The 14,644-nt window shown below is 36.6% G+C and carries 9 protein-coding genes and 1 riboswitch; of the genes, 1 reads left to right on the top strand and 8 read right to left on the bottom strand.

Translation table 11 applies throughout. From position 1 onward, the window contains the following. Positions 1–54: 54 nt before the first annotated feature. Positions 55–151: riboswitch (SAM riboswitch) on the bottom strand. A 244-nt stretch (positions 152–395) separates the two neighbouring features. Next, complete coding sequence (locus tag ACTJIV_RS02930; protein WP_336377768.1) at positions 396–803, top strand: type II 3-dehydroquinate dehydratase; 408 nt, start codon at positions 396–398, stop codon at positions 801–803. Between the two features lie 106 nt (positions 804–909). Here ACTJIV_RS02930 and pckA read toward each other — a convergent pair whose 3' ends face one another. The 8 genes from pckA to ACTJIV_RS02890 form a co-directional block, all read right to left on the bottom strand. Continuing rightward, positions 910–2,526 carry a phosphoenolpyruvate carboxykinase (ATP) gene (gene pckA, locus ACTJIV_RS02925; RefSeq protein WP_440625504.1) on the bottom strand — a complete coding sequence of 539 codons (1,617 nt, stop codon included), beginning with the start codon at positions 2,524–2,526 and terminating at the stop codon, positions 910–912. A 127-nt stretch (positions 2,527–2,653) separates the two neighbouring features. Then, positions 2,654–3,559: a GYDIA family GHMP kinase gene (locus ACTJIV_RS02920; protein ID WP_440625502.1), complete on the bottom strand. Its 906-nt coding sequence runs from the start codon at positions 3,557–3,559 to the stop codon at positions 2,654–2,656. A gap of 10 nt (positions 3,560–3,569) precedes the next feature. Beyond that, the gene (gene fabD, locus ACTJIV_RS02915; protein ID WP_111956933.1) at positions 3,570–4,445 is read right to left on the bottom strand and encodes an ACP S-malonyltransferase; all 876 of its coding nucleotides are present in this window, start codon (positions 4,443–4,445) and stop codon (positions 3,570–3,572) included. 70 nt (positions 4,446–4,515) lie between these two features. Beyond that, the gene (locus tag ACTJIV_RS02910) at positions 4,516–6,462 is read right to left on the bottom strand and encodes a LysM peptidoglycan-binding domain-containing protein (protein ID WP_440625500.1); all 1,947 of its coding nucleotides are present in this window, start codon (positions 6,460–6,462) and stop codon (positions 4,516–4,518) included. Positions 6,463–6,500: 38 nt separating this feature from the next. Further along, entirely contained in the window at positions 6,501–8,087 is a 1,587-nt protein-coding gene (bshC, locus tag ACTJIV_RS02905) for a bacillithiol biosynthesis cysteine-adding enzyme BshC (protein ID WP_440625498.1), read from the bottom strand. A gap of 14 nt (positions 8,088–8,101) precedes the next feature. After that, on the bottom strand, positions 8,102–10,039 hold the full coding sequence (locus ACTJIV_RS02900; protein ID WP_440625496.1) for a putative porin: 1,938 nt from the start codon (positions 10,037–10,039) through the stop codon (positions 8,102–8,104). A 110-nt stretch (positions 10,040–10,149) separates the two neighbouring features. After that, positions 10,150–11,607: a RagB/SusD family nutrient uptake outer membrane protein gene (locus tag ACTJIV_RS02895; RefSeq protein WP_111956925.1), complete on the bottom strand. Its 1,458-nt coding sequence runs from the start codon at positions 11,605–11,607 to the stop codon at positions 10,150–10,152. Positions 11,608–11,619: 12 nt separating this feature from the next. Further along, positions 11,620–14,634: a SusC/RagA family TonB-linked outer membrane protein gene (locus ACTJIV_RS02890; RefSeq protein WP_440625494.1), complete on the bottom strand. Its 3,015-nt coding sequence runs from the start codon at positions 14,632–14,634 to the stop codon at positions 11,620–11,622. Between the last annotated feature and the right edge of the window lie 10 nt (positions 14,635–14,644).

Here is a 14,644-nt window from a genome sequence, read left to right as displayed (position 1 = left end):
ATCGCCCTTTGCAGAAAAGACAGCAAAGGGCATCGCTCAATACGATAAACCAAGTGCTTATTTTTCCTTTATAGGCTGAATGTAACACCTTGCTCAAGGCAGGTTGTTAAGATTTCACAGGGTCAGTTCCCTCCATCTTTCTTTATAAGCCGATCGAAATATGTTTGCAAATCTAAAAACAATTAGTCTACAAAACAAGTAGACTTTAAATTTTATTATGAAATATTTCCAAAAATTAACTTAATTTTTATTCAAAACTTAGAATTTCAAAGAGTTATAGAATTACGAAATATTTAAACATGACAAATATCATTACATATAATACAAAGAATCAAAATGGATAATTAGTACAAAAAAAAGTTCTATAATCAAACTAAACTATTTAAATTTATAACATGAAAGTTTTAATTATAAACGGCCCGAACCTTAATTTACTGGGAACAAGAGAACCTGAAATCTATGGAAATATTTCTATGGAGGATTATTTGGAAAAATTAAAAACTGAATTTCCATCTCATGAATTAAGCTATTATCAGTCCAACATTGAAGGAGAGATTATCAACAGGTTACAGGAAGATGACTTTGATGCTTTGGTAATTAATCCCGGAGCCTATACTCATTATTCGTATGCTATCTCGGATTGCCTGAAAAACATCAGAAAACTGAAAATAGAGGTTCATATCAGTAATATTTACAAAAGAGAGGAATTCCGTCAGAAATCTGTTACGGCAGCTAATACGGATGCAGTATTGTCCGGCTTTGGAATGGATGGGTACAGACTGGCGATTTTAAGCTTGAAATAATAAACAGAATTGCAATGTTTTTGGATAAGATGCTTCGGCGCTCAGCATTACATTTCTGATATCATTAAAATAAAAAGCCTCATCGGGTGATGAGGCTTTTGCTGTATTAAGTAGTCTGCTGCTGAAGCTGTGGTCCTGAAGCAATTAACTTCTTCCCTTCTTCAGTATCGCAGTACTGTTCAAAGTTTTTGATATATCTTGTCGCAAGATCTCTTGCTTTTTCTTCCCATTCTGCAGCACTGCTGTATGTTTCTCTAGGATCCAGGATGCCCTCAGAAACATTTGGAAGCTGTGTAGGAATTTCAAGGTTCATAATCGGAACCTGAGTTTTAGGAGCATTTTCAATAGAACCGTCAATGATTGCATCAATGATTGCTCTGGTATCTTTAAGGGAAATTCTCTTTCCAGTTCCGTTCCATCCCGTATTTACCAAGTAAGCTTTAGCTCCGTGCTCCTTCATTTTTCCGATCAATGTTTTAGAATACATGGTTGGGTGAAGGGTAAGGAAAGCTTCTCCGAACGCAGGAGAGAAAGATGGTTCCGGTTCAGTAATTCCTCTTTCTGTACCCGCCAGTTTGGAAGTGTACCCGCAAAGGAAGTGGTATTGTGCCTGGTTTTCATCTAAAATAGAAACCGGAGGCAATACTCCAAATGCATCGGCAGAAAGATAAACGATCTTTTTAGCATGTCCTGCCTTAGAAGGAAGAACAATTTTGTTGATATGATAAATCGGGTAAGATACTCTTGTATTTTCTGTGATAGATCCGTCTTTATAGTCAGCAATTCCGTTGTTTACCACTACGTTTTCAAGAAGTGCATCCCTTTTGATTGCTCTGAAAATATCCGGTTCTTTTTCTTCTGAAAGGTCAATAACTTTAGCATAACATCCTCCTTCATAGTTGAATACACCATTATTGTCCCAACCGTGCTCATCATCACCAATCAGGAATCTCTTAGGATCTGCAGATAAAGTTGTTTTTCCAGTCCCGGAAAGACCGAAGAAAAGAGCTACATCGCCTTCTTCACCTACATTGGCAGAACAGTGCATTGAAGCCATTCCTTTTAATGGAAGGTAATAATTCATCATGGCAAACATCCCTTTCTTCATTTCACCTCCGTACCAAGTACCTCCGATGATCTGTAGTTTTTCAGTAAGGTTGAACATAATGAAGTTCTCAGAATTCAGTCCCTGAGCTTCCCAGTTCGGGTTGGTGGTTTTGGAACCATTGATTACTGTGAAATCCGGCTCTCCAAAGTTTTCGAGCTCATAGTGAGACGGGCGGATAAACATATTAGTAACGAAATGCGCCTGCCACGCTACTTCTACAATAAATCTTACTTTTAATCTGGTATCTGTATTGGTACCACAAAAAGCATCAACGACATAGATTTTTTTAGCTTCAGAAAGCTGGTTCAGCACTAATCCTTTACAAGCATCAAAATTTTCTGCTGTAGTAGGAAGGTTTACTTTCCCATCCCAGAAAATTGTGTCTCTTGTAACATCATCCTGAACTATGTATCTGTCTTTAGGTGAACGACCTGTGAAAATTCCGGTTTTTACTGATATTGCACCAGATTCCGTAAGTTCAGCTTTCTCAAAGCCTTGATTTTCAGGAGCTACCTCAGCCTGATATAACTCTTCGTAAGACGGGTTATAGACGACTTCATAATTCCCTTTAATCCCTAATTTTTCTAAATCCTGGATGATTTTAGCGTGTTTCATTTTACTTATATTTTCTATTTCTTTATTGGGCTCAACAAAATTAATATTAATTATTTGTTAAAGGTGGTTTAAATATAATGATATAAGTCAGAATGACAAATAAAAAAACAGGATTGTAAATTATTGATTATAAATCAATTATATCACACCATTCGAAAACAGTATTGAAACCTTTTCCCCAAAAATAGTCCTCATAGCCGTGAAATTTGGCACTCATTACAAAATCTCCGCCCCAGGCTCCCAAACTTTTGACAAAAACGGGACAGTCTGAAAAAAACCTCTGCTTAACTGTGGGTATTTCAAGGAATTTTGAAATTTTTTGCTCATGAATCATCATCAGTTCAGAAAATTTTTCCAATTCATCGCATAACAAAACTTTTCTTGTGATATCCGAAAATTCTTCAACGAGTATCTGTGACTTTTGTTTTGACTTGTAAAAATTGATCCCTTCACGGCTGTCCTGCTTCTGATTTAGATGAATAAAAATCAGCTCATTTTTAAATGGTGGATTAAAGTCTGCTTTTTCATAGCTTACTTCAGGTTTACTTCTGAAAAGAACAGCAGATTTCTCTTTTGCAACCGCAATATCATAGCCGCTTCCGCCCAGACTTATGCTGTTGAGATGGAAAGGATCAATATCCGCCCACTCTGAAAGATTGTTCATTAAAGTAGAACTGCTACCCAGCCCGTAGTCTGCAGGGAACTGAAGATTAGTCTTCAGATAATAAGTATGATCGTTCTTAAATTTAGATTTAGAAAGCTGCTGAACATTTTGAAGGGTTCTCAGAATAAATTCAGCGCTTGAAGAAAGATTGGTTTCGAGGATCTGCCATTTTTTATAATCAATGACGGCCTTCAGCCATAACTTGTTTTGATGATGGGCTTCCCAAAAGATCAAGGATTTTTCGTCGTCTTTTTCATCAAAAAAAAACTCTTGTCCAAGCTTGGTTGGTACCGCCAGGACAAGAGCTCCGTCTATCGCGAAATATTCTGAAGTAAGCATAAGCTTTCCCGGTGAAAATATTCCGCTCATATTTTTTTAATTAGATTGCAGAAGCAACATCTACAGAAGCGTCAATTTTCTTGATCAATCCCTGTAGGGTTTTTCCAGGACCAACTTCTACGAAATTAGAGGCTCCGTCTTTGATCATATTCTGAACAGACTGCGTCCATTTTACAGGACCTGTAAGCTGAGCGATCAGGTTTTGCTTGATCTCCTCAGGATTAATCACGGCTGTAGTCGTAATATTCTGGTAAACCGGAATAGTTGCTTTTCTGAATTTTGTTTTTTCAATGGCTGCTGCCAGCCTTTCTTGCGCTGGTTGCATTAATGGAGAATGGAAGGCTCCATTTACAGGAAGTAACAAAGCTCTTTTTGCTCCTGCTTCTTTAAGCTTTATGCATGCTTCTTCTACAGCAGGCGTTTCTCCTGAAATTACCAATTGTCCGGGACAGTTGTAATTGGCAGGTACCACAATACCGCTGATCTGTGCACAGATCTCCTCAACTTTAGCGTCTTCAAGACCTAAAATTGCAGCCATAGAGCTTGGATTGGCATCACAGGCTTCCTGCATTGCTTTTGCTCTCTCGAATACTAATTTCAGGCCGTCATCAAAGGATAAAACTCCATTGGCGACTAAAGCTGAAAATTCTCCTAAAGAATGTCCTGCAACCATTTCGGCTCCAAGACCGTTCACTGCTTTTAAAGCAGCTACTGAATGTATAAAGATTGAAGGCTGGGTAACCTCTGTTTTCTTAAGATCTCCATCCGTACCATTGAACATCAAGGAAAGAATATCGAAACCTAAAATTTCATTGGCAGATTCCATTAAGTCCTTTATGTCTTTTCTAGAATCGTACAATTCTTTTCCCATTCCTACGAACTGAGAACCCTGCCCAGGAAATACAAGTGCTTTCATGTATTGAATTAAATATTATGCAAATATAAAGATAATGTTAAAAATATCCTTTTAAAAAGGCATAAATCGGTTAAGGAACTAATCTTATCACTCGGTAACCGGTGTTTACATAGGCCCCGTTTGCTTTAGATTTTACAAATTCAAACTTGGTAGCAAGCTGGGTCTGAACTTTATTCATCTGCTTAAAGATTTCTCCTTTTTTATTTTCTCTGGTCAGCATGTCATTCACGACATCAAAGCCTACGATGGCATATTTTGGAGGTATTTTGCAGTATTTACTTTTATAAGCAGCTAAGATTTCTTTCTCGAAACTACCATCTGCATTAATCTTTCTGTCCATCAGATATACAAGGCTTGCCTGGCTCAGCTCATCTACTTTCTTCTCGAAAACGGGAGAATAGTACATGCTGAATGCTTTTACTCCCTGTACTTCTTTGGAAAGAGCAATTGTTTTATTGGCAAAAGCTTCTCCGGCAGCATCGTTATCGCTGGCCAGGATTGCAATAACCGGAGCGGATTGTCCTGTCATCATATTCTGATCCAACTGAATTTCTGCGGGAGAGTTCACTACCATTATATTTGGATTTTTAACTGCTTTTTCAAGACCTCCTTTAATGTAGTTTGCAATTTCTTTTTTGCTGTCTGCCACTACATATATTTTCTGATCCGAATATACCGCTTTTACTTCTTCAACAATTTTATCTGCATAGGTCTGGTCATTGGTTTCAACGATGATCAGGTTATTATAATTGTAGAGTTCGGGAGAATTCGCAAAAGGTGCTACAACCGGTATTTTCTGATTTTTGGTAAAATCAAGAACATCAATCACATTGGATTTAAAGAATGGGCCGATGATAAGGTCTGTATTATCAGGATTGATCTGCGCCATTGAATTTTTAAATGAGGCTTCGTTTCCTGAATCCACAATTTTGATATCAAGCTTCTGACCGCCTCTTGCATTTCTTTCAATCGCCAGTTTAGCTCCGGTAAGGAAATCCAGCGCCATTGCTCTGTACTGGGTTTCGTTGGTACTGTATCCGAAAGGAAGCATTAAAACAACGCTCAATGCATCTCCACTCTTTTTCACGTAAGCCGGATCCTGCTTTTTGATCTTTAAGACCATTCCGGTTTTCAGTCCTTTGGAAAGATCGGGATTCAGAGCAATCAGCTCATCGATTGAAACACCGAATTTATTAACGATAGAGAATACAGTATCTCCCTGCTGAACGGTGTAGGTAACGTAATCATCTGCCACAGCAGTTACAGTTACTGTAGATTTTTCGCTTCCTGAATCTATTTTTGTTTTCGGATTTACGGGTTCGGAAACCACAGCTGCATCCGTATTTGTTCTTTTTATTTTGATGGTTTCGCCCGGCTTAAGGCCTTTTTCTTCCAATCCCGGATTCAAGACAAAAAGTTCCTGCTGGCTAATTCCAAACTGTTTTGTAATTCTGTAATAATTATCTTTTGACTGGATCACATACGCTTCTCCTTCTGCAGGTGTTGTAACTGCCGCGGATGTCTCTGTATGAGTTTCTGTAGATTTAGTAACTACAGCCGCAGGAACCGCCTGCTGTTCTCCGCCATACTTTTTGATACTTTCAAGAGGTAAAGTGATCTCATCCCCTATTTTCATATGGGCGTCAAGTTCCGGATTCAGCTTTCTTAAATCGGTTTCAGAAATACGGTATTGTTTTGTAATTCCGTAAATCGTTTGTTTAGGCTGAAGAATAATTTTTCCAACCTGAGCATTTGCATGACCTGGTTTTGCTTTTTCCACGACTGCAGGTTTGGCAGCCGGAGCAGTATGCTTTTCAGCTTTTACCATAACCACGTCTCCTATAGCCAGCTTACCGTCTTTGAATTTTGGGTTCAGCTTTAGCAGTTCATCTACAGTAATCCCGTATTTTTTTGCAATATTATAAGGATTGTCTCCTTTTACAACGGTGTGCGAGTTCTGGGCAGATACCCCCAAAACCATACATAAACTGGACAAAATAAAAAACCTTTTTATCATACTCGATAATTATAATTTACAAAAATACTTCTTTAAAATTAAATGGCAACAATTATTAATTTGGATTCTTGAACCACCATTTCTTCCCAACAATTTTCAAGCCATGAATAACCATAGTCTGAAAAGAATACGCTAAAATTAAAGACTCTTTCCTGCCATGTTTTTGAAGGATGAACATCTAAAAACAGGTTTTCCAGTCTTTCGAGCAGCTCCCCTTGCTTTATTTTTTCTGCATGCAAAAGACGTTTTTTCATTCTTTTAAATGATTTCAGCTGTCTTACTTCTTCTGCTTTTACCATGTTCCCAAAAGAGCGTTCTGTAGTTTCTGCTATCGTTTTGAGTTCGGAAAAGCTTTTTTCTAAAAGTATTTCTTTTTCTTCCAATATTGATAATACATTGCTGTCTTTTAGGATTTTCTGATTGGTAATAGCAGTGAAATTCCCAAAAAAATCTTCGATATTCAGATCCAGTTTTTCAATTTTCCCAACTGTTTTTTCTTTAATGAAAAGCATGGAGTTCCTTGGAATTAAAACAGGAAAAGGAATATTGACTGCTGTAAAATAGTCTTTAAGTTCCAGCCAATACATGATTTCCGCATTTCCCCCGATGTAAGCAAGGTTAGGAAGTACTTTTTCCTGATAAACCGGACGCATTAAAGCATTCGGGCTGAATTTCTCAGGATGGCTTTCCAGCTCATGAAGTATTTCTTCCTGCGTAAATCTTTTATTGGTGTCTACTGCAATATATTTTTCACCGTCAAAATCGATTCTGTCTCTGGTTTCAGAAAGATAAAAAAGATTGATATCACGGGGATTAACCTGTACTTTTCCGTACTTTTCTGTCAGAAAACTTACTTTTTCTTTTGAATTCTTTTGTAAGCTGAAATCCAGCAGCTCATCTTTGAAAATATCTTTGATCTGGCTTTTAAGTTCTTTGGAATCACCATCAATAATCAACAGTCCAAATTCAGAAAAAAGTCTGTTCACTAAAATTTTAATAGCTTCTGTCAATGTATTCCCAGGCTTATAAGCTTCTTTCATCATTAAAATCAGCTCTGTTCCGAATACGGAATCTTTAAATTCTTTTTCAAATTCAGAAATAAAGAATGTATCGCTGATCGTTATCCTGCCTACCGGTCCACCGGACTTCTCGTTGATTTCGTAATAATTGTGTTCTGTTTTAAAATGGTTGATCTCTGCAAAATCATGATCTTCAGAAGCCATCCAATATATTGGAACAAAATTAAAATCCGGGAAATTTTCCTTAAGATAAGTACAGGTTTTAATGGTCTGTAAAATTTTATAGACGAAAAAAACAGGTCCCGAAAAAAGGTTCAGCTGATGTCCCGTGGTAATAGTAAATGTATTGGGCAACTTTAGGTTTTCCAGGTTCTCTTTCTGTTTTGAAGAAAGGGTAAGTTCCGAAAGCTGCTTTTCCAGTACATCAGAAAGAATATTTCTCTGATCCTGTGTAAAAGAATTCTGTTTGAGATGAATCTGATCTTTAAAGTGATCTAAAGAAAAGGTATTTTTTTCAAAGCCTTCAATTTTCTGATTCAGGAAATCTTTTACCAGTTGTGGAATGCTTTCTATATCATTAAATGATATCTTATTTATTGTTTTCAACGTTGTTTTTGCTTTTAGTTGAACAAATACCACACAATACCAATATTCAATCTAAAATCGTAAACCGGATAGTGTGGAAATGCGTAAGCTTTATTATTGGAAATTACCGTTCCTATCTGCTGGCCTTCTACATAGAAGAACATTTTTTTAACCTTCATATTAATATACAGATCTACAATAGGCTGTCCTCCGATAGAAAATGAATTGGCATCTGGCAGAATATATTCGTTTAAAATCGGGAAGTAATCTCTTGAGGCAAATTTTGAGAAATAATATACCTTCAAACCTGCCTGAATTTCCGCCGCTTTTTTAAATGCCTGACTTTGGAAGAAGAAATTGGCTCTTCCTATAAAACTAGGCATTGGAAGAAGTTCTTTATTCGTCAAAGCATTTTGGAAATGAAGCCTTGTATTAAGATGAAATTTACCATAACTAAATGTAGCATCTCCCCCGATTTGGGAAATGTTTAATGAATTGCCACTTTGTTCCGGCGCTCCATCAGCATTGAAATAGGTGTAATTATCTATTCTGAAATAGTTGGCAAAAATTTCTGTTTTGAACCATTTTAGATTAACACTTCCCCCAATCTCTGTTACAGTCTGATTCTTTGCATTCTCCAGATAGTAGTTGTATTTATTGTAAACGGAAGTATTTAAAAGATAATTAAATGACGGATAAGCACTTTGAAAATTTACTTTTGCATTCACAAAATAATCTTTCACCGGCTCAAACTTTATGTTATTGGCAGTTCTTAGATAACTCCCGAACTGGCTTCCATTGGAAAATTCTAAAAAGGATTTCAGCTGGAACTTATCCCAAAGTTTCACCTGAAGATTTCCTACCGCTCCAATTCTATTTTCTTTAAATTCGCCAGGAAGAGCAACTCCATTTACAGTCGCAATGTCTCTCACTCCAAATTTCAGCATCTGATAACGTACTCCACCATCAAGCTTGAATTTTTCATTATTGAAAACAAGACTTAATGTATTGCTGAAGTTATCTGAATATTTTTTTGTGGTAAGAGGAAAACCGTTGGTTAATTCTGAAACGTTATCATACCAGTAAGGTTCTACTGCTCCCTGATTGTAAAAATATTTATTACCCTGATGAGACAATGTATGTCTTATACTGAATGGAAATTTTTCTGAATTGAACGGTGTAAACTGATGACTCAGATAGTATCTTCTGTATGAATACTGAGAACTTGATGAAGCCAGATTAACCTGAGCATTTTGCCTGTTCTTATAGTTGCTGTCACCATTCTGAAAAAGCTCATCTTCTGTGATTCCTCCACTTTCCTGATTGTTGACATTCTGGTGAAGATAATGAGCAAACAATTCATAATTTCCACTCTTGGAAACATAATGTCCGGAAAATAAAGTATTGTTATTCGACGCTAATGAATTTCTATAAAATCCCTGGGAACGAAGTCCCATATACTCAAGAGCAAAATTAAATCTTTTCCCAATATTCTGGGTATAGGTAGATTTCAATGCGGCACCATTTTTCATGGCAGTATGGTAAATAAAGGCGGCAGTAGGTGTTTTTACATCATAATATTTTACATCATCAGCTCCGATGATCATATATGACTTGTTGGAAGGAAGTAAGGCTAGGTTCTGCTCCGGATTCACTTCATACACCAAAGGATTGAATCCTGCTCCTATATTGGCTACCTGAGCTCGACCAAAATTATCTGTATTGTTATATTGTGAAAAGATATGGGTCTTATCAAAAGTCAGTACGGTATCAAAAACCTTCTTCTCAGAAAACTGGGTCTGATACTGATAATCATTAATAGTAGGCTTAAAGATTTTCAGTGAATCTTTTTTACCGGTGTCTATGACAAGGGTGTCTTCTTCTTTTTGCGGGCTTTTAATATCTGTTTTATTAACGACCTGGGCCTTCGCCACAAAACCTAAGAAGATTATTATAAAAAGGATGTACTTCATTATTCATTTTTGTATGGCAAATTTAATAAAAAAAAAGCGGTCTCAATTTTGAGACTGCTTTTTACTTAAATAAAAAAGAGACTGTCTTTTAGACAGCCTCTTTATATTTATTAGAAGTTAGGATTATTTAAAATTTCCTCTTGTGGAATTTTTAAAGATACCCTGTCATCATTATAAGGGAATGACTGACCTACATAGAACAAGTGGTTTGATCCTCTTGTAACTGTAGCTTTATTTCTCTTGAATGCTAAGTAAGATTTACCTTCACCCCAGAATTCTAAACGAGTATTTTTATAAATCTCATTCTGTAAAGCAGTTCCGCTTAATGCATCAATATATGAAACATCTGTCATTCTATTTGTCAAATAATTCTTCAGAATTGTTTTAGCTTCAGCTTCCTGGCCTGATTTAGCTAGTGATTCTGCTGCTAGTAAGTAGAACTCATCAACTCTCATATAGATATAGTCTGAAGTAATCTGTCTTTGTCCTTGTACAACTCTGTTTGGATCAAAGAATTTATTCCCTGGATAGTTTTGTGCAGGATTTGTTACAACAAATTGATTTCTTCTGATATCATCAGCTCTCATGCTATTATATAACCCTAGATCCATTCCTTTTCTAGTTCCAACAGAAGCATAACTATATGTGAAAACATCTACCTGCCCCCACCAGCTTACTAGGTCTAAACCATTAACAACCTCGATATCGAAGCCCCACATCCAACTTGGAGTCTCTAAAGAGTTAAATCCACCACCACTAGGCGTTGCACCTGGAGCCTGAACCATTCTTACAGCCTGAGTTTTAGAAGTTACAGGGTATCCATAATTAGCAATAATATCTTTAGATACGGTAGCAGCCTGTGCTGATTGTCCTGTAGCAGCATAAGCATAAGCTAAAAGACCTTTGGCAACACCCTGATCAATCATTCCTTTATTCGCTCTTTCGAAACCTTCCAAATATTCAACAGCCTTATTCAAGTCACTTATAATAAGATCATATACTTGCTGTTGAGAAGATTTAGGAGCTGCTGGCATTTGTGACTTTGTATATACTGGTATTGCAGCTTCCGATGGATTATATCCTTTCGTGTACAACTGCATTAGGTAGAAGTAAGCATAAGCACGAAGAGCTTTTGCTTGTCCCATAGCGTACTTATCCTCATCACTAGCTGGCACAGAGTCTGTTCCACCAAGTCCATCAATTACATCATTTGCTCCTGCAATAACTCTGTAATAATATCTCCATGGCTTATAGTTTACTGTATTGGTAAAGTCAGCCTGAGCTGCCATATTAGCTATATTTACATACCACCCGTAGCTTGTTGCTTCAAGTGCCATATCCTGTGAAAGTAGGTCACTATAAATATCATACCCTTTCTGACCAAAATCATCATGATCCAAATCAGTTCCCCCAGTTCCTGTATTGATCATCATCAAATACAAACCGTTTAATTTCGTTTGTACAGGTGCATCTCCTACAGTCTCAGTTGGTGTACTTTCAAGAAATTCTTCGCGACATGAAACAGTTAGGGTCGCTAATGCTATACTTAATAATAATATCTTTTTCATTTTATTTTCTTGTTAGAAGTTAATTTTTGCTCCAAATGTAATAGTTGATAATGGTGCATAAGCGTAAGTACTACTACTTCCAGTTTCTGAAACACTTGGATTAAACCCTTTTCTCTTACTTGCAATCCATAGGTTATCCCCGCTCACAAATAAGTTGAAACCTGTAATACCGATTGATTTTACAAAATCTTGAGGAAGATTATAACCTAAACGAACGTTATTAAGAGCAAGATAATCTGACTTAACCAAGAATCTGCTTGATCTTGATGCAGTATTAACGTCAGCTGCATAGTTTGAAGACATTCTTGGAACATCAGTAATATCTCCAGGATTTTGCCATCTGTTTAAAATATCTTTATGCCAGTTGTTAGTTCCGATTACACCGTTACCCATTAATCCAGCATATAGTCCATCATATGAATAACCTCCTAAGCTGTATAAAAACTGTACGCCTAATGTAAATGATTTATATCCGAAATCAAGATTAAATGCTCCTCTTACATCTGGTATAGCAGATTTATCTAAGAATTTCTGAGTCGCCTGAGAATACACTTCAGTAACACCCGTTCTTATATCTGCATTAGGATTTTGAGATTGGTATTCATAAAGTGATGTAATTTGCTCACCAACATCAAAAGTTCCATTTCCGTTATTATCGGTATAGTTTACATACCACTGAGCAGCACCAGTCGCAGAATTAACTCCTGCATATTCTCTCATATAATAATCATAAAGAGACTTTCCTTCAGCTCTACCAAAGCCTGCTTCAGATAAATCAAGAATTTTTCTTTGTCCTGAACCAGCATCCATTGGCATTCTTGTAAGTTTATTACGTAAGAGCTCTCCATTTACACCAAAGTCAAGGAACATATCTTCTTTATTAATGATATGAGCTTTTAAAGTAAACTCAATACCTTGGTTTACTAGGTTTCCATCATTAACTTTCAAAATTGCATTACCTGTAGATGGAGCAAGTCTGTTATCAAAAATCAGGTTATCAGTAGTTCTGTGGTAGTAATCAACGTCAAGTTCAATTGCTCTGTTTTTAAACAATCCTAATTCCACACCTGCCTGGAAGATTTTAGCTTTCTCCCAAGTTAACTCAGGGTAACCACTTCTGTCATATGTAGCTCCAGGAAGCCCCATAAAGTTTCCAGGGTTATATACATTATATCCAGGATAGTAACCTACTCCGGCCTGATCCCCTACCGTACCAAAACTTCCTTTTAACTTTAAGTTAGTGATGATTTTGTTATCTGATAAGAAATTTTCTTTGGTTACTAACCATCCTAAACCTGCAGAAGCAAATGTATCCCATTTGTCATTCAAGAATCTTGAAGATCCATCTCTTCTTACTGTTCCGTTAAAGAAATATTTCCCTTTGTAATCATATGTTAATTGACCAAAGAAACTCTCAAGAGCATAGCTGTTCAGATATGAGCTTGATAAAGATTCACCAATTCCTAAATTTAATTCAGGAATCATATCGATAATATTTGGTCTTCCTGCCGACATGAACTTCTGTTCCCAGCTGTTATTTTCATGAGCAACAAAAGCCATAATATTATGATCACCAAACTTTTTACTGAATCTTAACAACTGTAACCAGTTATAAGACATCAATTCTGTTTTAGTTTTATAGATATACCCATTTTGACTAGCTGCATTACCATAGAAAGGATTATCTACCTGATCATTACTATTGTTATAATACTGACCCCCAATTCTTGTTTCAAAGCTTAAGAATTTAGTGATGTCAGCTTTCAAGAACATGTTAGCATTGATCTCGTGCTTGTAGAATTTGTTAAGATTGTTAGTTGCATCTGCTATTGCATTTGTTAATGCTCCAAAACCTCTTCCTCCTTCACCATAATCAAACTGATTCCCTCCAAAATGAGGATCAGGAACTTTATTTCCTGCTGCATCACGTAAGAATAAAGGATAAATTGAAGGGATGTTATCTACGAACCAGAAGATACTTCCTGAGTCACTGCTTTGTCCATTTCTGTTTGCTTTTGAATAGGCATATCCTAAGTTAAAATCCCCTTTCAACCAAGGTCTTGCCTGGTGGCTTAGGTTTAATCTTCCGGTATATCTTTCAAAGTCAGAATTTATAGAATACCCTTTATCACTTAGGTAACCAATATTAGTATAGTATGTTGTTTTACCTGTACCTCCACTAATACTTAAATTATTTTCTGTTCTTGCAGAAGTTTGAAAAGCATAGTCTTCCCAGTTTTCCGGATCGTATAATCTATTAGTTCCAGGTCTAACCTGTCCTGTAGTTGGATCAATCAACTGAGCAGCTGAAACTCCCCACATATTATAATTTGGGCTAATACCCGCATTACCAAAAAGGTTATTATTTGCGTATGCAGTTGGATCAGCATTGCCTAATAATCTACCACGGTTTCTCATAGCTTGCCAGCTTAATCCAATATACTCCTCTGGAGATTTTATTGTTTCATATCTTGGAAGCAATGCCATGTTGAAACCTACTTTAGATTCAAGCTGGATAACAGATTTATTAGATCTTCCTTTTTTAGTATTAATAACTACAACACCATTAGCACCTCTTGCTCCATAGATAGAGGTTGCAGTAGCATCCTTAAGGATCACCATATTTTCAATATCCTCAGGGTTGATTGCACTAACATTCCCTGTATATGGCATTCCATCTAATACATATAGTGGACTTCTGTTTCCACTAACGGATCCAAAACCTCTGATACGAATTGTTGCATCTGTACCAGGTTGTCCTGAAGTGTTAATAACTCTAACACCAGCAGCTTCTCCTGCAAGTGCCTGGCTAACACTAGATACGTTTTTTGAATCAATCGACTTAGCATCTACTTTAGATGCAGTACCCACATAAGTTTCCTTTGGAACCTGGCTATAACCAATTACAACTACTTCTTCAATTGCTGTTTCCGTAGTTGTTGTATCTCCAGGCTTCTGCTGTGCGTAAGCAGCTTGTCCAAGAAAGAACAAGGCACCTGCACTTAATACACGTAGTTTAACATTCATATTAACAAAT

The organism is Chryseobacterium sp. 22532 (assembly GCF_052044665.1).
GTDB classification, from domain to species: Bacteria; Bacteroidota; Bacteroidia; order Flavobacteriales; family Weeksellaceae; genus Chryseobacterium; species Chryseobacterium lathyri.
Note: the sequence above shows the minus strand (reverse complement) of the source record. Positions and strands in the feature narration are given on the sequence as shown.